Origin of the sequence: Halobacterium sp. DL1, assembly GCA_000230955.3 — an archaeon.
In the GTDB taxonomy this organism is placed as follows: Archaea; Halobacteriota; Halobacteria; order Halobacteriales; family Halobacteriaceae; genus Halobacterium.
Window position 1 is genome coordinate 778,946 of sequence record CP007060.1, and the last position, 16,488, is coordinate 795,433.

17 protein-coding genes are annotated in these 16,488 nt (G+C 68.3%); 13 read left to right on the plus strand and 4 right to left on the minus strand.

Going from position 1 to position 16,488, the window contains the following annotated elements; genetic code table 11:
* The first annotated feature begins 492 nt into the window (after positions 1 to 492).
* The 3 genes from HALDL1_05445 to HALDL1_05455 all read left to right on the plus strand — a co-directional run bounded on the left by HALDL1_05445 (position 493) and on the right by HALDL1_05455 (position 3,716).
* Positions 493 to 1,599, plus strand: a complete 1,107-nt coding sequence (locus tag HALDL1_05445; GenBank protein AHG03094.1) for an ABC transporter permease — start codon at positions 493 to 495, stop codon at positions 1,597 to 1,599.
* 94 nt (positions 1,600 to 1,693) lie between these two features.
* The gene (locus HALDL1_05450) at positions 1,694 to 2,707 is read left to right on the plus strand and encodes an ABC transporter permease (GenBank protein AHG03095.1); all 1,014 of its coding nucleotides are present in this window, start codon (positions 1,694 to 1,696) and stop codon (positions 2,705 to 2,707) included.
* Positions 2,694 to 3,716, plus strand: coding sequence for an ABC transporter permease (locus HALDL1_05455; GenBank protein ID AHG03096.1), 1,023 nt, complete (start codon positions 2,694 to 2,696; stop codon positions 3,714 to 3,716). Before HALDL1_05450 ends, HALDL1_05455 begins: the two co-directional genes overlap by 14 nt.
* A 9-nt stretch (positions 3,717 to 3,725) precedes the next feature.
* On the opposite strand, the gene HALDL1_05460 is transcribed toward HALDL1_05455, so the two are convergent.
* Both HALDL1_05460 and HALDL1_05465 read right to left on the minus strand, forming a co-directional pair.
* Positions 3,726 to 4,436: a geranylgeranylglyceryl phosphate synthase gene (locus tag HALDL1_05460; GenBank protein ID AHG03097.1), complete on the minus strand. Its 711-nt coding sequence runs from the start codon at positions 4,434 to 4,436 to the stop codon at positions 3,726 to 3,728.
* A 112-nt stretch (positions 4,437 to 4,548) separates the two neighbouring features.
* Entirely contained in the window at positions 4,549 to 5,511 is a 963-nt protein-coding gene (locus HALDL1_05465; GenBank protein ID AHG03098.1) for a transcription initiation factor IIB 2, read from the minus strand.
* A 178-nt stretch (positions 5,512 to 5,689) separates the two neighbouring features.
* Between HALDL1_05465 and HALDL1_05470 the strand changes: the two genes are divergently transcribed.
* Both HALDL1_05470 and HALDL1_05475 read left to right on the plus strand, forming a co-directional pair.
* On the plus strand, positions 5,690 to 6,286 hold the full coding sequence (locus HALDL1_05470; protein ID AHG03099.1) for a ribonuclease H: 597 nt from the start codon (positions 5,690 to 5,692) through the stop codon (positions 6,284 to 6,286).
* The gene (locus HALDL1_05475; GenBank protein AHG03100.1) at positions 6,279 to 6,824 is read left to right on the plus strand and encodes a rnhA operon protein; all 546 of its coding nucleotides are present in this window, start codon (positions 6,279 to 6,281) and stop codon (positions 6,822 to 6,824) included. Before HALDL1_05470 ends, HALDL1_05475 begins: the two co-directional genes overlap by 8 nt.
* Positions 6,825 to 6,863: 39 nt before the next feature.
* Here HALDL1_05475 and HALDL1_05480 read toward each other — a convergent pair whose 3' ends face one another.
* Positions 6,864 to 7,214 (minus strand): PadR family transcriptional regulator, encoded by a 351-nt coding sequence (locus HALDL1_05480; GenBank protein AHG03101.1) that lies wholly within the window; start codon positions 7,212 to 7,214, stop codon positions 6,864 to 6,866.
* Positions 7,215 to 7,327: 113 nt separating this feature from the next.
* On the opposite strand from HALDL1_05480, the gene HALDL1_05485 reads away from it, so the two are divergent.
* From HALDL1_05485 to HALDL1_05500, 4 genes are all read left to right on the plus strand, one after another.
* Positions 7,328 to 7,861, plus strand: a complete 534-nt coding sequence (locus HALDL1_05485) for an inorganic pyrophosphatase (GenBank protein ID AHG03102.1) — start codon at positions 7,328 to 7,330, stop codon at positions 7,859 to 7,861.
* A gap of 105 nt (positions 7,862 to 7,966) precedes the next feature.
* A complete protein-coding gene (locus tag HALDL1_05490; GenBank protein AHG05189.1) occupies positions 7,967 to 8,086 on the plus strand; it encodes a hypothetical protein in 120 nt (39 codons plus the stop codon).
* Positions 8,087 to 8,375: 289 nt separating this feature from the next.
* The gene (locus HALDL1_05495) at positions 8,376 to 9,485 is read left to right on the plus strand and encodes a hypothetical protein (GenBank protein AHG03103.1); all 1,110 of its coding nucleotides are present in this window, start codon (positions 8,376 to 8,378) and stop codon (positions 9,483 to 9,485) included.
* 65 nt (positions 9,486 to 9,550) lie between these two features.
* Positions 9,551 to 10,909: a nucleotide pyrophosphatase gene (locus tag HALDL1_05500; protein ID AHG03104.1), complete on the plus strand. Its 1,359-nt coding sequence runs from the start codon at positions 9,551 to 9,553 to the stop codon at positions 10,907 to 10,909.
* Between the two features lie 165 nt (positions 10,910 to 11,074).
* On the opposite strand, the gene HALDL1_05505 is transcribed toward HALDL1_05500, so the two are convergent.
* Complete coding sequence (locus HALDL1_05505; GenBank protein ID AHG03105.1) at positions 11,075 to 12,148, minus strand: cell division protein; 1,074 nt, start codon at positions 12,146 to 12,148, stop codon at positions 11,075 to 11,077.
* Between the two features lie 76 nt (positions 12,149 to 12,224).
* Here HALDL1_05505 and HALDL1_05510 point away from each other — a divergent pair, with 76 nt between their 5' ends.
* From HALDL1_05510 to HALDL1_05525, 4 genes are read left to right on the plus strand one after another with little or no spacing between them, the layout of a single operon-like run.
* Complete coding sequence (locus HALDL1_05510; protein AHG03106.1) at positions 12,225 to 12,653, plus strand: hypothetical protein; 429 nt, start codon at positions 12,225 to 12,227, stop codon at positions 12,651 to 12,653.
* Positions 12,654 to 12,661: 8 nt separating this feature from the next.
* Positions 12,662 to 13,120, plus strand: a complete 459-nt coding sequence (locus HALDL1_05515) for a hypothetical protein (GenBank protein AHG05190.1) — start codon at positions 12,662 to 12,664, stop codon at positions 13,118 to 13,120.
* Positions 13,086 to 14,885: a type II/IV secretion system ATPase gene (locus HALDL1_05520; protein ID AHG03107.1), complete on the plus strand. Its 1,800-nt coding sequence runs from the start codon at positions 13,086 to 13,088 to the stop codon at positions 14,883 to 14,885. The genes HALDL1_05515 and HALDL1_05520 overlap by 35 nt, the downstream gene beginning before the upstream one ends.
* On the plus strand, positions 14,882 to 16,459 hold the full coding sequence (locus tag HALDL1_05525) for a type II secretion system transmembrane protein (GenBank protein AHG03108.1): 1,578 nt from the start codon (positions 14,882 to 14,884) through the stop codon (positions 16,457 to 16,459). Before HALDL1_05520 ends, HALDL1_05525 begins: the two co-directional genes overlap by 4 nt.
* Positions 16,460 to 16,488: the final 29 nt, after the last annotated feature.

The following is a 16,488-nucleotide window of genomic DNA, read 5'->3' on the forward strand; positions in this document are numbered from 1 at the left end:
TGGCGATGCCGATGCTCGTGAACACGGGCGGCTGGTAGTCGGCGTAGAAGTCGACCCGTGGCATTCCGAGGAGTTCCGGGCCGACGAGCCCGAGCACGCCGAACGCAGCGATCCAGGCGGCGCTCGCGACCCCGGCGGGCCGCCGGAGGAACGCCCGGACCGTGCCGCTGGACTGGTCGGCGTTGGCGGCTAACGGGACGACGGCGTACCGGACGAACAGGACGCACGTGAGGAAGAACAGCCAGTCCATCCGGTTCAGGATCCACGTGTCGACGATGGCACCCGACACCATCGTGTAGTCGTAGACGAAGAGGGCGGCGAGGCCGGCGAGCGCCGCGACGAAGCCGACCGTCCGCGGTCTGACGTCGAGGGCACTCCTCTGTCGGTCACTCCAGTCGATACTGGTGAACAGCGGGGACTCGTGCTGCTTGGAGGGCATGCGTGAGCTCGTTCAGTCGGTTTGAAACAAACTTTTATAAAACTTTGCGGAGGATGCGCACACGAAGCGATGCTGCCCGCCCTCCACCACCGAGCCGCACCGCCCTCCAGACCGAACTCCGCGACGACCACCGCAAGGTGGTCACCGTGAGCTTCTCGACGTACGTCGCGCGCCGGACGCTGTTCGCGCTGCTCGCCGTCTACCTCGTCGTGACGGCGACGTTCGGCGTCGTCGCGCTCACGCCGAACACCGACCTCGGCGGCGAGATCGGGACCGCAGTGTACTACGACCGGATCTCGGCCGAGGAACGCCAGGAACTCAAGCAGTCGTACCTGGAGGAGCGCAACCTCGACCGCTCGCTCTCGGACCGCTACGTCGACTGGCTCGTCGGCCTCTCTACACTCGACTGGGGGTACTCCTTCGAGTACGACAAACCCATCTCGAATCTACTGATACCGGCGATACAGCGCACGGCGCTGTACACGATACCGTCGTTCGCGTTCGCCGTTCTGCTCGGCACTGCGCTCGGCGCGCTCTCCGGGGCGCGCCGTGGTATCCCGGACGGAACCGTCCGTCTCCTCGGGTACGCCACTGTCGGCATCCCCGCGTTCATGGGTGCGTTCGTGTTCCTGGAGCCGTTCGTCGGTGACGTCGAGTGGCTACGGCTCCTCACCTGGGAGAACACGACGGCGTTCACGATACAGGGGGAACCGATGAACCCCAACCGTGGACTGTGGCCGCCCTCGAAGCCGCTCCGGTTCCTGGTTCCCGCGGGTGTGTTTGCCGTGGCGCTGGTGGGGTGGCAGCTCCGGTACGGCCGAGTCGCCTACCTCGAACAGGCCAGCGAGGAGTTCGTAAAACTCCACCGCGCGAAAGGTGCCGGCTGGTTGCGGGTCGCACGCCACGTGCTGCGGAACGCGGCGGTGCCCATCGTGTCGGCGTCGCTGTCCGAACTGCTCGTGGTCGTCCTGGTGAACATCTACGTCATCGAGACGGTGTTCGGCATCCAGGGCGTCGCGGCGTACAACATGATTGCCGTACGCACCCGTGATATGGCGCTCATAATCGGGACGTCGCTGGTGCTCGCAGTGGGTGGTATTCTGGCGAGTTACGTCCAGGACCTGCTGTACGGTTACCTGAACCCACGGATTCGAGCGTAGCGACCCTCGCTCCCTAACGTTTATTCTCGTTCACTTTCACTACTCGCGTGCTAATGCCCTCCACACTGCCCGCCCACGGTAGCGGTGGTCCTCCATGAGTTTCGCGTCGTACGTCGGCCGGAGGACGCTGTTCGCACTGTTCACGATCTACCTCGTCGTGACGGCGACGTTCGCCGTCGTCGCGCTCACGCCGGACACGCAGATCGGCGCGATGAAGGGAAGCATGCAACGCGCCGGCGTCTCGTCGGACGTCATCGAAGAACGCGTCCAGGCGTACAAGGAAGCCCGCGGCCTCGACGACCCGCTGCACGTCCGGTACGCCGACTGGCTCGTCGACGTCAGCACGCTGAACTTCGGGCGGGCGCACTCGATGAACGCCCAGACCGCCGCGGTGCTGTGGCCAGCCATCCAGCGCACCGCCCTCTACACGATACCCGCGCTCGCGTTCGCACTGGTCCTCGGGACGCTGTTCGGCGGTCTTTCGGGGTCGCTCTCCGGGAGCGTCCCCGACTGGGCCGTCCGCGTGGTCGGCTACGGCGCCGTCGGCGTGCCCGCGTTCATGACGGCGTACGTGCTGCTGGAGCCGTTCGCCTCTAGCTTCGAGTGGGTTCGTCTGCTCACCTGGAAGCACACGCCCTTCGACAGCCTGGGGCGGGTCGCCCTCCCCAACCACGGGCTCTGGCCGCCGTCGGAGCCGCTCCGGTTCCTGGTTCCCGCCGCGGTGTTCGCCGTGGCGCTGCTCGGCTGGCAGGTGCGGTACGTGCGGACATCGTACCTCGACCGCGCCGGCCAGGAGTCGGTGAAACTGCTGCGAGCGAAGGGCGCGGGGCGGCTGAAGATCGCCCGTCACGTGCTGCGGAACGCGGCGGTGCCCATCGTGTCGGCGTCGCTGTCCGAACTGCTCGTGGTCGTCCTGCTGAACATCTACATCATCGAGACGGTGTTCGGCATCGAGGGCGTCGCCGCGCTCAACATGATCGGCGTCCGGCAGCGGGAGATGTCGCTCATAATCGGGACGTCGCTCGTCCTGGCAGTCGGCGGCGTGCTGGCGAGTTACGTCCAGGACCTCCTGTACGGCTATCTCGACCCACGGATTGGCACCGAGTGACGACCCTGGGGAATTAGTTCCGCGGGTCGAGCGCGTCGCGGGCCGCGGCCTCTTCGCGGTGTTCGCCGCGTTCCTCGTCGTCTCCATCACGTTCGGCGTCGTCGTCTCCATGCCGAACGTGCAACTCGGCGCCGAGATAGCGAGCGCGCAACGGAGCGGCGCGACCGACGCACAGATACAGCATCTCCGCGAGGAGTTCTGGGAGCAGCGCGGCGGGAAGACCGGCGCGCTCGACCGCTACGTCGACCGGATGACCGGCATCGCCACCCTCGACTGGGGGGAGTCCTACGAGCTCCAGCGGCCGGTCACGGACGTGCTCGCCCAGCGACTCCAGTACACCCTGGCGTACGTCGTCCCTGGCGTCCTGGGTGCCTTCCTGGTGGGGTCGCTGGTGGGCGTGGCGAGCGGGTTGCGGCGGAACACCGGTTTCGACAGGGCGGCCCGGCTGGGCGCGTATCTGCTGATGGGGCTGCCGGCGTTCTGGGTCGTCCACTTCCTCGACACGAAGTACCGCTGGACGATGCCGTGGCTCGAGCCGACCCTCCACGCGTTCGGGGCGTCGGTGCGCATCCCGCTCGTCTGGTCGTTCGACCACCCGCTCCGGTACGCCTGGCCGACGCTCGTGCTCTCCATCGGGCTCGCCGCCGGCCTCCTCCAGCACTCGCGGGCGGAGTCCCTCGAGTACGAGCGGGCTGAGTTCGTGAAACTGCTGCGCGCGAAGGGCGCGGGGCGGCTCCGGGTCGCGCGACACGTCGTCCGGAACGCCGCCATCCCGATTCTCACGCTGTCGTTCGTGGAGGTGCTCGGCGTGTTGATGCTCAACGTCTACATCATCGAGGCCGTCTTCAACATCCCAGGGCTGGGCGCCATCAGCCTGTTCGCCATCAAGAACCAGGACCTCCCGCTCATCATCGGCTCCACGCTCGTGCTGGTGTTCATCGGCATCGGCGGCAACTTCCTACAGGACCTGCTGTACGGCTACCTAGACCCGTCGATACGCGAGGACTGAGCGATCCACCTATCGGTCCGCGTGGGCGTCCTGGACGCCCTCGACGGTCCGGCGGACGGCGTCGACGCCCTCCTCGTGGAGCAGGTCTCCGACGACGATCGTGTCGGCGTGCTCGCCCATCTGGTAGGCCGCGTCGTAGTCGCCGATGCCACCGCCGTAGAACAGCGTCGCGTCGTCGAGCGCGTCGGCGGCCGCCGCGACCACGTCCGGCTCGCCGAGCATCCCAGAGTACTCGACGTAGACGATCTCCTGGCCGAACAGCCGGTCGGCGACCGCCGCGTACGCGGCCACGTCGTCGGCGCCGAGGTCGCAGTCGGCCTCCGTGTACTCCGCGACGCTCGCCTCCGGGTTCAACACGATGTACGCCTCCGTCGTGGTGCGCTCCCAGTCCAGGTCCGCGATGCGAACCCACTCCTTGTGGGCGCCCGTAATCCAGAAGGGGTCGCCGGCGTTCAGCACGACCGGCACGAGGTAGCCGTCCAGCGCGTCGTCGTCGACGACGACGGCCGGGTTCGACGGCTCCTGGTAGAGCGGAACGTCGTGTTTTCGGCAGGCGTCGATGACCCGCTGCATCTTCTCGGTCGTCACGTCCAGCGTGCCGCCGACCTCGATGGCGTCGGTGCCCGTCTCGCAGACGTCGTCGAACGTCTCGCCGTCGACGAGCGACTTGTCCGGGTCCACCTTCAGCACGTGGTCCCAGTCCTCCCACGGGGTAGTCATGGTCCCCGATTTCAAACGTGCGGCCAAAACCCCTTCGGTGCGGCGAGTAGTGCCTCGATGTGGGCGGCGCTACCGCTGGGACGGCGCTACCGGCGGAGAATGGAGGCGAGACCTAGCCTTGGATGCCCATCGCCTCGATCTGCTCCTGGTACCGGTTCCGGATGGTGACTTCGGTCACCTGCGCGACGTCCGCTACCTCGCGCTGGGTCTTCTTCTCGTTGCAGAGCAGGGACGCGGCGTAGATCGCTGCCGCCGCGTAGCCGGTCGGGGACTTTCCGGAGAGCAGCCCCTTCTCGGCAGTAGTCTCGATGATCTCGTTGGCTTTCGACTGCACTTCTTCGGAGAGTTCGAGTTCCGAGCAGAACCGCGGCACGTACTTCTTGGGGTCGACGGGCTTCATCTCGAGCCCGAGCTCCTGGGAGATGTAGCGGTAGGTGCGACCGATCTCCTTGCGCTCGACCCGCGACACCTCGGAGATCTCCTCGAGGCTCCGCGGGATGCCCTCCTTGCGGCACGCTGCGTACAGCGCGCTGGTGGCGACGCCCTCGATGGAGCGCCCGCGGATGAGGTCTTCTTTCAGTGCGCGTCGGTAGATGACGGACGCGACCTCGCGGACGGACCGCGGCACGCCGAGCGCCGAGGCCATCCGGTCGATCTCGGAGAGCGCGAACTGCAGGTTGCGCTCGCCGGCGTCCTTCGTGCGGATGCGCTCCTGCCACTTCCGCAGGCGGTGCATCTGCGACCGCTTCTTCGAGGAGATGGACCGGCCGTAGGCGTCCTTGTCCTTCCAGTCGATGGTGGTCGTGAGACCCTTGTCGTGCATCGTCTGGGTGGTCGGGGCGCCGACCCGGGACTTCTCCTGTCGTTCCTGGTGGTTGAACGCTCGCCACTCTGGACCGGGGTCGATCTGCTCCTCCTCGACGACGAGGCCGCAGTCTTCGCAGACCAGTTCCGCGCGGTCCGAACTCTTCACGAGGTTGTCAGAGCTGCACTCCGGGCACTCCCGTACCCCCTCCTCAGACTCCTCCTGCTCTGTCGCTGTTTCTCGCTCCCGCTGGCGAGTGGACCGTGTCATCGCACTTTTATATTAGCGGTGCGCAAACATTTAAATCCGTTGCCCGTATTGGTCCGGAACTCGAACGACAGAATGCGAGTTAGAGAGCGATTATACGTCGAATTCGGGGCTTAGACGGTTTATATCGCCGAATACCGAATAGTAACCCATATACGGGGCGCGAGGTGACGTCGAATCAATGCCGGTTGTGGAATGCGACGTCGAGGACGCGCGCGCACGACTCGCCGACGCGGGCGCGTCGTTCAGCGAGGGGAACTCCGAGTACGAGCAGTGGCACGCCGACCTCGGGGAGGCCCACGCCGTCGCCTACGAGGACAAACTCGTCGTCCAGGGGAAGAGCCCGACCGACATCACCGCCGTCGTCGAACCCGAACGCGGCGGCCGCGTCCACGTCTACTTCGACGGCGCGTGCCGCGGCAACCCGGGCCCGTCCGCGGTCGGCTGGGTGCTCGTCTCCGGGGACGGCATCGTCGCCGAGGACGGGGAGACCATCGGGCGCGCCACCAACAACCAGGCCGAGTACGAGGCGCTGCTCGCGGGCCTCCAGGCTGCCGACCAGTTCGGCTTCGACGAGGTGGAGGTCCGGGGTGACTCACAGCTCATCGTCAAGCAGGTGAAGGGCGCGTGGGACACCAACGACCCGGATCTCCGGGAGAAACGCGTCGCGGTCCGGGAGCTACTCGAGCGCTTCGACGACTGGTCGCTGACCCACGTGCCGCGGGAGGTAAACGACCGCGCGGACGAACTAGCCAACGAGGCCCTCGACAATGACTGACCTCCCCGACGACGTCGTGACCGAAGCCGAGCGGCTCACCCGACTGACCCGGAACGCGGTCGACGACGACGCCGCGGCGGCCTACCGTGAACGCCGGGACGACCTGCTCGACGAGCACGGGTTCGCCGCGCGCGTCCGCGACGACGACCACACGCTCGTCTGCTACCCGGTCGACTGGCTCGACGACGACGGACAGGTGAAGATCGCAGACGTCGAGGACACGGACCGTGCGGCGGAGGTGTCCCTCGCCGGGCCGGGCGAACAGGGCGACTACGAGGCCGCCGCCGAGCGCAACGCGGAACTCGTCGGGCTGGTTCGCGTGGAACACGGCGAGGTCCACGGCGAGAACGCGGCTGCGTTCGCGACGTTCATGAACAACCACTACGCGCGACCGATGGACACCGCCTCCGAGCGCGAGCGCGCGGAGTTCCTCGCGGAGTTCTTCCCGCGGAACGCGTGGCCGACCGAAGAACAGCGCGAGGCCGTCGAGCAGTCGCTGTCGTACGTCATCGACGTTGCCGAGGATGGCGGTCGCTGAGGAGCGTCGCACTCGAAGAAAACCGTGCCGCGGTGTGCCTCAGTTGGTCTCGACGATGTCGCTGACGCGCTCCTTGCGCTCCTCGTCGACGAGGAACTTCGAGAGCGCCCACTCCAGGTCGTCGACGACTGCCTCGAAGCCGTCGTCCGTGAGTGCGTACTCGTTGGTGCGCTTGTCGAGTTCCGACTTCTCGACGAGCCCCTTGTTGACGAGGTCGTCGAGGTTCGGGTAGAGTCGCCCGTGGTTGACTTCCTGCCCGTAGTACTCCTCCAGTTCCCGCTTGATAGCGAGCCCGTAGCGGGCTTCCTCGGCGAGAACGGTCAGGATGTTTTTCTGGAACGCAGTCAGGTCCCGCACGTCTGTGCGCGTGGCGGGTTGTGCCTCTGACATACCAACGCAAATGTCACCCATCTATTTAAACACTTCTCAATACACAGCCGATTCTTCGGTTCGGACCGCAATACGAAAGCTCTTTTTCGGCCCAGGGTGCACCTACGAACACTATGACGAACCTCTGGGAAGACCTCGAGACGGGCCCCGACGCACCCGACGTCATCTACGCCGTCGTCGAGTGCCTGAAAGGCGAGCGCAACAAGTACGAGTACGACAAGGACGTCCCCGGCGTGGTGCTGGACCGCGTCCTCCACAGCAACGTCCACTACCCCTCGGACTACGGGTTCATCCCGCAGTCCTACTACGACGACGAGGACCCCTTCGACGTGCTCGTGCTCGTCGAGGACCAGACGTTCCCCGGCTGCATCATCGAGGCCCGTCCGGTCGCGCTGATGAAGATGGACGACGACGGCGAGCAGGACGACAAGGTCATCGCGGTGCCCGACGAGGACCCCCGCTACGACCACGTCAACGACCTCGCGGACATCCCACAGCAGACCCTCGACGAGATCGAGGAGTTCTTCGAGACGTACAAGAACCTCGAAGCGGGCAAGGAGGTCGAGACCCAGGGCTTCGAGGACGCGGCGGCCGCCAAGGACGCCATCGAGCACGCCCAGGACCTCTACTCCGAGCACTTCGAGTAACCCGGAGCGCGACCGCCCGATTACCGCGGCGAATGCTCCGGGTCGACCCCATGTGTTATGCGCATGGGTAATTACTTCCGGGTGTCGACCCTACCTAGGAGTGTGATGGCTGCCAACCGCTCCGACACCAGCCGCGCCGAGTTCGGGATGCACCACGTCACCGTCGTGCCGACGAACTTCGACACCGACGACGAGGACGAACCCGCTCAGCGGTCCTCTCGGTAGTCTCCCAGTCGCCACTCGTTACTCGGCAGTTCCGTGACTCTGCGTAGCCACGCAGTTCGCGGTTCAGTCCGTTCACCGCTCACTCTTCCCGAGACACTTCGCAGCGCTCAGCGTCTCGCGGCTCGCGGGTCGTTCCACTCCCCGATCGCCAGTTTCGAGGACTCCCTTCGGTCGTCCTCGCGGCTCACGGCTCTCTTCGGTCGCCGTTCGCGGATTCCGAGGAAGTTCGCTGTGCTCACTTCCTCGCACGGGACAAGGTTCTTAACCATCCGCAGTGACTCTCGGGCACATGCTCTCCGAGGTCGGCTCGGCCCCGCTCCCAACCATCGCGTTCGTCGCCATCACGCTGATCGTCGGGGGTGCGGGGGTGTACGCCGTCAGCTCCGTCCTCCGCCGCCGTCGCGCGGACGCCCGCAGCGAGGACTTCGAACAGCTCCGTGACACCATCGCCGGGCTCGAGTCCGTCGCGCTCGTCGTTCCCGAGAACCCGAGCGTGGACGCGCTCGCCGCCGCCATCGGCCTCCGCGAACTCTGCAAGGAGTGGGGTGTCTCCGCGCGCGTCTTCGCCGAGGGGCGAGTCACCAGCGACGACGCCAAGGCGTTCTGCAACCTCTTCAACCTCAGTCTCGACGTCGCCGACGACCCCCTCGACGACTACGACGGTGCGGTCGCGGTGGGTGGGGGCGGCACCGTTCCCTCCTTCGCCAACCGCCCGCCCGTCGTGGCCGTCGTGCGCCACCGCCCGGCGGCCGTCGACCACCCGCTCGTCATCGCCGGCAACGACGCCGGCGCCACCTCCACCATCGTCGCGCGGTTCATCGAACGCGCCGACCGCACGCCCGAGCAAGATGTCGCCACTGCGCTCCTCTACGGCATCCGCGCCGGCACCCGGGAGTTCCGGCGCGTCCGGTCCCGCGAGGACTTCCAGGCCGCGAGCTTCCTTCAGGAGTTCGCCGACCAGGGGACCATCGACGCGCTCCGCGCGCCCGGCATGAGCGGGGAGACGTTCGACGTCATCGGCGAGGCCATCGCCAACCGCGAGCGCCGAGCGAGTTTCGCCGTCACGAACGTCGGCAGCGTCCCCGCGGTCAGTTCCCTCGAGGAGGCCGCGGACACCCTGCTCCGCCTCGACGGCGTCTCCTCCGCGGCGGCGTTCGGCGTCCACGAGGACACGGTCGTGACCGCCTGCCGCGCAGAGGACGTCCGGACCAGCTCGCTCGACGTGCTCTCCACGGCGTTCGACCAGACTGAAGCACTCGGCGGCGACGCCGACGCCGCGACTGCCCGCGTCCCGCTGGGCCTGTTCAGCCGTGTGAGCGCGGACCAGCAGCCGACCCTCGACGAACTCATCGACGCGAGCACCCGGAAGGCGCTGTTCGCCTCCTTCGAGCAGGCCTGACCGGGTACCGACCTATCTGGCCGCCAAGACCAACGCTTTAGTGCGACAACGGCGACTCGGGAGGTATGGGTCTGTTCGACCGACTCCGCGGCAGTGACGACGCGCGAGTCGCCTTCGTCGGTATCGACGGCGTCCCGTACAGCCTCGTCCGCGACGAACCCGAGACGTTCCCGAACCTCCACGACGTGCTCGACGAGGGGTCCGGTGGCGCCATCGACAGCATCGTGCCCCCCGAATCCAGCGCGTGCTGGCCGTCGCTGACGACCGGCGTCAACCCCGGAGAGACGGGCGTCTACGGCTTCCAGGACCGCGAAGTCGGGAGCTACGAGACGTACGTGCCGATGGGTCGGGACGTGCAGGCGACCCGGCTCTGGGACCGCGTCACCGACGCCGGTCGGGACGCCACCGTCCTGAACGTGCCTGTGACGTTCCCGCCCCAGCGCAACATCCAGCGCATGGTCTCCGGGTTCCTCTCACCGGACATCGAGAAGGCCGCCCACCCCGAGGACGTCGCGACCTACCTGGAGTCCATCGACTACCGCATCGACACGAACGCGAAACTCGGCCACGACGAGGACAAGACCGAGTTCCTCGAGAACGCCCACGAGACCATCGACGCGCGCCAGGAGGCGTTCCTGCACTACGCGGAGGAAGACGACTGGGACCTCTTCTTCGGCGTGTTCATGACGACCGACCGCGTCAACCACTTCCTCTTCGACGACTACGAACGGGACGGCGAGTACCACGAGGAGTTCCTCGAGTTCTACGAGAAGGTCGACCGCTACATCGGCGAACTCCGCGACGCGCTCCCCGAGGACGTCACCCTCGTCGTCGCCTCCGACCACGGGTTCACCAGCGAGGACTACGAGGTCCACCTGAACTCCTGGCTGGAGGAGGAGGGGTGGCTCTCCTTCGAGGACGACGACCACGACAGCCTCGACGACATCGACGACGACACGAAGGCGTACTCGTTCATCCCAGGTCGCTTCTACATCAACCTCGAGGACCGCGAACCCCGCGGGAGCGTCTCCGAAGACGACTACGAGTCGGTCCGCGCGGAACTGAAGGAGAAACTCGAATCGCTCGAAGGGCCCGACGGCGAGAAGGTCGTCGACCGCGTCGTCGAGGGCGAGGACGCCTTCGAGGGCGCCCACGACGAGATCGCGCCGGACCTCGTCGCCATCCCGAACCACGGCTTCGACCTGAAGGCGGGCTTCAAGGGCAGCGACGACGTGTTCAGCGTCGGCCCGCGCACGGGGATGCACTCCTTCGAGAACGCCACGCTCGTCGCCGACAACCCGGACGTCGAGGTGCCCGAGGGGACGGACCTCTACGACATCGCGCCGACCCTCCTTGACCTGCTCGACGTGCAGTACGACGCCCGCGAGTTCGACGGTGCGAGTCTCGTGCAGGCCGACGACTGACGACGGGCTGACGAGCGCTATTCTGCGACTTCGTGCAGCATTCGCCGAGCGTAGCGAGGCGATTCACTGCGCGAGCGGAGCGAGCGCAGGTCGTTTTTAGCGTAGCTTTTTGCGAGGAGTGGTGGGCGAGCGAAGCGAGCGCACCCGACGAAGTAAAAAGGTACCTTAGAAGAGGCCGTCCAGTTCCTCGTTCTGGAAGTTCTCCGTGACGTGCTCCCGGTCGACCTCCTCGCTGGCGGCCTTCGCGCGCTCCATGAACTGCTGGATGCGCTCGGAGCGGGCGATGCCAGAGAGGAGCACGAGCACGGCGATGTTGTCGGAGTCGATAGGGAAGTCGCCGCCGCGGACCTGCATGCTTCTGGTCTCGTCCTCGACCCACGAGCGCGCCTTCTCCACGCCCTTCCGGGGGACGCGGTCGCTCTCGCCGGCGGCGATGACGAGCGCCGCGCCTGCTTCGGTCGTCTCGGGGACGCTCATGCCGGAGAGGAGGGCTTTCCGCGTGGTGGAGGTGACGACGTTGATGTTCTCGCCGGCATCCGGTGCTGCCTCGGCAGTGGCGAACCCGAGCGCGGACATGTCCCCCGATTTGAGGGTGTTGATGACCTCGCTGGAGTCGACGACGCTCTCACCGACGCCCTCGATGCCCTCGCCGGCGGCGAGCAGGATGCCGATGCGGCGCGCGATGCGCTCGTTGATGGCGTCGTACGCTTCGGTGACGCTCTGCCCGGTCTTGCGCCAGGCGTCGTTGTCGACGAGCAGCGTCGAGTCGGCCTCGCGCACGAGCGTCTTCAGCGAGCGGCCCGCGTTGGCCTGGTAGATACCGCCCTCGTCGCGCCCGGGGAGGATGCCGAGCGCGTAGACGGGGACGTCGTAGATGCGTTTGAGCTCTTTGACGAGGACGGGCGCCCCGCCAGACCCGGTGCCGCCGCCGAGGCCAGCGATGACGAAGATGGCCTCGGTTCGTGGGTCGACGACGCCGTCGAGGCCACCCATTACCTCGCGGATGTCGCTCTGCATGACCTCCGCGCCGAGCTCGTTGTCGGCGCCGACGCCGTGGCCCTTCACCCGGTCCTGACCGATCAGCATCGTGTCGATGTCGAGCCCCTCGAGGTCCGTCTCGGCCGTGTTGATGGCGAACGCTGAACGTATCGATTCGTAGCCCGCTCGCCGGTCTTCCGCCAGGAGGGCCTCCGCGACCTTCCCGCCGGCTTGACCGACGCCAATCAGGGCGGCTTTCATACGATACGCCTCACAGCCCTCCTGCATCAACGTTGCGCCCGGAGGACTAAGTACCAGAACGGGACCACCCTGGGCCATGTCCGAGGAGGAACTCGAAGCCCGACTGCAGGCGGTCGAACGCGCGCTCACGGACGACGACGTCGGCGTCGCCGAACTGTCGGACGCGGCCGCGGTCCACCGCCGTCTCGACGACGTCGAGGCCCGCCTCGACACGCTCGCAGAGCGCGTGGACGCACTCGACGCCACCGTCCAGTCGCTGCACGGCTACGTCGGCGAACTGGAACACGTCAACGATCGAGTCGAGCGCCGCGCCGACGCCGCACGCGCAGCGGTCGAACGACTCGACGGCGGTCAGCACAGCCACGCTCGGCAGCCGACTGCCCGGCAGACGACTGCGGATTCGGAGTCCCGGAATCACTCGGGAACCGACACCCAACCGTCGGACGAACCTCCTGAACCCTCTCCCGAGGAGTCCCTGCTCGACCGGGTCCGGGACTCGTTGTGATTGTCCGGGTGGCGCTCGCCGCGGTCGTCTCGCTGGCGCTGCTCGCGGCCGCAGTCCCCGCAGTCGAGCACGCCACGAGGACTCGGGACGCTGCGACCGTCGACGCGAGCGCGGACCGTGTCGTGGATGCGGTGACGGCGCTCTACCGCAGGAACGACCCGGTGGCGTCGATAGCGAGCGCACCGCGCCGGACGCTCGAACTCGACCTACCGGAGGGGACGACCTTCGAACTCAGAACCGACCCGCCACGGCTCGTGACCAGCCTCGGCGCCGGCCCCGAACACCGGCACTCGCTTCCGATCCGGGTCGCGGTGTGTGGCGACGATTCGGAACTTCGCGGTCCCACCACGCTCGCGTACGTCCGCGGCCCGGAGGGCCCCGTGGTGGTGGCGACGCGAGGGTTTATCCGAGGAGGCGGAACCAACCCGCCCCATGCGTGCGCTCTTCGAACGCTTCGGGTCGGCTGAGGAGTCAGCCTGTGGTTGTGCGGTCGACCACGAGGACGGCGTGCTTCGCGTGGACGCCACCGACTGCGACGGCGGCGGCGCCCTCACCGAGGAACCGGCCTGCCGCGCCACGGCCGCCACCGCTGCTCGCCGGTTCGACCCGCGGCGTATCGTCGTCGACGCCGCGGGGTTCCAGCGGGCGTACGACGAACGCGCGGCCGCACTGTTCACCGCCGCCGGTCGCTTCGCCGCTCGCGTCGCGGACCGGGAGGAACGGCTGGCCACCCGCGCGACAACAGACCCGCTCGCCGCGGCCGCGGAGGCCAGCGGTCGCGCCGGCCCCGTCGCCGACGTGGCCGCCGAGACGGGGTTCGCCGCCGTCGCGGGGGACCTCCCGGCGTACGACTCGCTTCGGCCCAGAGTGGGGCCCGCGCTCGCCGACGCTCGCATCGAACTGACGCCCCCACCCGACGGCCGTCTCCGCGACACCCGCGCGCTCGAAACTGGAGCGACTGTCCGCGAGTACGACGTCCCCGACGGGCTCCCCGTCTACCACCTCGTTCCATCGGAGTACGAACTCGACCCGGACGACTGGCGACTCCTCGCCGACGCTCGACGGAAACTCGCGGACGGCTCGGTTCCGGACGGCGAAGACGCTCCGGGGCGCGCGGTCCGGGCAGTCGTGGGCGAACACCGCGAACCACTCGCCGACGCGCTCAACAAGCACACGCGGGGATTCGGCGTCCTCGAGGACTGCTTCGGCGACCCGCGGGTGAGTGACGTCTACGCGAGCGCGCCGGTCGTCGACGGTTCGCTGCGGGTCACCATTGACGACGAGACGGCACGGACGAACGTCCACTTCACGCCGTCGGGTGTGGCGCGTCTCGCCTCCCGCCTCCGTGCCGAGAGCGGACGACCGTTCTCGCGGGCGAACCCGACACTCGACACCGCCGTCGAGGGACTTGGGACGGCGGGCAGCGTCCGCGTCGCGGGTGTCACGGACCCGGTGAGCGACGGCACCGGGTTCGCGTTCCGCGCCCACGACGCCGACCCGTTCCGTCTTCCAAACCTGGTCGCCAACGACACGCTCACCCCGCGGCTCGCCGGCTTCCTCGACGAAGCGGTCTCGCGCGGCGCGTCAGTGCTGTTCGCCGGTGCGCGGGGCGCCGGGAAGACGACGCTGCTCGGCGCGACCCTCTGGTCGCTCGCGCCCGCCGTCCGCGTGGTCACCATCGAGGACACGCCCGAACTCCCGGTTCGCGCGCTCCGGGCTGACGGTCGGGACGTGCAGGCGCTGTACGCCAGCGAGGACAGCGCGGGCGCCGACGTCTCGATGACCGACGCGCTCCGCACCGCGCTCCGACTCGGCGACGGCGCCATCGCAGTTGGCGAGGTTCGCGGCGAGGAGGCCCGCGTGCTCTACGAGGCGATGCGAGTCGGGTCGAGTGACGCCGCAGTCCTCGGGACGATTCACGGCGACGGCGCTGGGGCGGTCCGCGAGCGCGTCGTCTCTGACCTCGGCGTCGCCCACTCCTCGTTCGCCGCCACGGACCTCGTGGTGACCGTCGCCGAGACCGCGTCTGGTCGTCGCGTGACGCGGGTCGAGGAGGTGACCGAGGACGGCGCTCCCGCGCTCTACGAGGACGACGGGAAGGGCCCCGAACCGACGGGGCGCATCGCCCGGGGGAACAGCGCCGTCGTCGCGTCGCTGGCCGACCCCGGCGAGACGTACGCCGATGTGCGCGAGGCGCTCTCCAGTCGTGCCGTCGCGGCGCCAGACTCGTGACAGTTCCCCACAATGAGCGACGCGCTGCAACGGTCGGTGCCGTGGCAGTCGCCCTCGCGTTCGTGGCGGGTACCATCGCCCCCTACGTCGGTGCTACCGTCGCCGTTATCGGGGTCGCCGTCGCCGTCGCGCTGGTGTACGGCCCGCACCTGCGAGCGGTGGCTCGCCGTTCGCGAACGCTCGGCGCCGCGCCCGACGTCGTCTGTCTCGTGGTCCTGTCAATCCGTCTCGAACCCGCGCTCGAACGGGCCACGCGGTTCGCCGCGTCAGAGGGCTCGGGGCGACTCGCGGACAGTCTCGCTGCCCACGTCCGAGAGGCGCGCGGCAGGCCTGCGGCGGGGTTCGACTCGTTCGCGTCCACGTGGGCCGACCACCTACCGTCCCTGCGGCGCGCGGCCGCGCTCGCAGACGCCGCCGTCGAGGCACCCGCTGGTGACAGAGAACGGCTCCTCGACCGGGCGATCGCCGTCGTCGTCTCCGGCACTCGCGAGCGCACGAGCGAGTACGCCGACGCCGTCCACGGACCAACCACGGCGGTGTACGCGTTCGGCGTCGTTTTGCCCCTCGCGCTCGTCGGCGTCGTGCCGGCCGCCGCGAGCGCCGGACTCCCGTTGACGGTCGGCGCCTTCGCGCTCGTCTACGGCGTCGTCCTCCCGGTCGCCGTCCTGGCCGCCGTCAGCTGGGTCCTCGCCCGCCGCCCGGTCGCGTTTCCGCCCGCGACGGTCCCCGCTAATCATCCCGCGTTGGCTGGTCGAACTCGGAATGCCGCAGTTGCGGCGGCCGTCGGCGTAGCTGCGGCCGTCGTGGCCGCCCGGTTCCTGCCGCCCTGGTCGCTCCCCGTTCTCCTGGTGGGTTGGCCGCTCGGCGGCGCGCTCGTCTACTGGTTCCGGCCCGCCTGCGAGGTGCGCGAGGACGCCCGGGGCCTGGAGGACGGTCTCGCTGACGCGCTCTCTGTGCTCGGCCACCGGATTCGGAGAGGGGAATCGGTCGAGGCGGCCGTCACCGCTGTCGGAGACACGCTCGCTGGACCGACGGGCGATGTGTTCGTCGCCGCGGCGCGCCGGATGCGACGACTCCGCGTCGGCGTCGAAGCGGCGTTCCTCGGTGAACACGGTCCACTCACTCGCGTTCCCAGCGAACGCTCGCACGCCGCCGTCGCGCTTCTCGTCCACGCGGCCGACGCCGGTCCGGCCGGCGGTCGCGTTCTCGTCGACGTCGCCGGACTGTTCGACGACCTCGCGTCGCTGGACCGGGACGTCCGGCGCCAGTTCGCCGCGACGACGCGCACGCTCCGGCACACCGCGCTCGTGTACGCGCCGCTCGTCGCCGGCGTGACAGTCGCGCTCGCCGGCCGTGTGAGCGGCCTCGACGGAGCGTCCGCACTTCCACAGGCGGCCCTGGCGCTCGCCGTCGGCTGCTACGTGCTGTGGCTCGCCGCCGTCCTCCCCGCGCTCGCGGTCGGCCTGGACCGCGGCCTCGACCGGGCGCTCGTCGGCTACCACGCTGGCGTTTCGCTCGCGGCCGCGGCCGCCGTCTACCCGGTGACGGCGATGGCCGCGACTCGCGTCCTCTAGCTTTAAACGGGAGAACGAGACCATCCCGT

Coding starts and splice junctions, on each gene's coding strand:
- HALDL1_05480 (AHG03101.1), bottom strand. CDS start 7,214: ATGTCAGAGGCACAACCCGCCACGCGCACAGACGTGCGGGACCTGACT.
- HALDL1_05465 (AHG03098.1), bottom strand. CDS start 5,511: ATGACACGGTCCACTCGCCAGCGGGAGCGAGAAACAGCGACAGAGCAG.
- HALDL1_05510 (AHG03106.1), top strand. CDS start 12,225: ATGTCCGAGGAGGAACTCGAAGCCCGACTGCAGGCGGTCGAACGCGCG.
- HALDL1_05520 (AHG03107.1), top strand. CDS start 13,086: ATGCGTGCGCTCTTCGAACGCTTCGGGTCGGCTGAGGAGTCAGCCTGT.
- HALDL1_05495 (AHG03103.1), top strand. CDS start 8,376: ATGCTCTCCGAGGTCGGCTCGGCCCCGCTCCCAACCATCGCGTTCGTC.
- HALDL1_05460 (AHG03097.1), bottom strand. CDS start 4,436: ATGACTACCCCGTGGGAGGACTGGGACCACGTGCTGAAGGTGGACCCG.
- HALDL1_05445 (AHG03094.1), top strand. CDS start 493: ATGCGCACACGAAGCGATGCTGCCCGCCCTCCACCACCGAGCCGCACC.
- HALDL1_05485 (AHG03102.1), top strand. CDS start 7,328: ATGACGAACCTCTGGGAAGACCTCGAGACGGGCCCCGACGCACCCGAC.
- HALDL1_05505 (AHG03105.1), bottom strand. CDS start 12,148: ATGAAAGCCGCCCTGATTGGCGTCGGTCAAGCCGGCGGGAAGGTCGCG.
- HALDL1_05500 (AHG03104.1), top strand. CDS start 9,551: ATGGGTCTGTTCGACCGACTCCGCGGCAGTGACGACGCGCGAGTCGCC.
- HALDL1_05450 (AHG03095.1), top strand. CDS start 1,694: ATGAGTTTCGCGTCGTACGTCGGCCGGAGGACGCTGTTCGCACTGTTC.
- HALDL1_05490 (AHG05189.1), top strand. CDS start 7,967: ATGGCTGCCAACCGCTCCGACACCAGCCGCGCCGAGTTCGGGATGCAC.
- HALDL1_05475 (AHG03100.1), top strand. CDS start 6,279: ATGACTGACCTCCCCGACGACGTCGTGACCGAAGCCGAGCGGCTCACC.
- HALDL1_05470 (AHG03099.1), top strand. CDS start 5,690: ATGCCGGTTGTGGAATGCGACGTCGAGGACGCGCGCGCACGACTCGCC.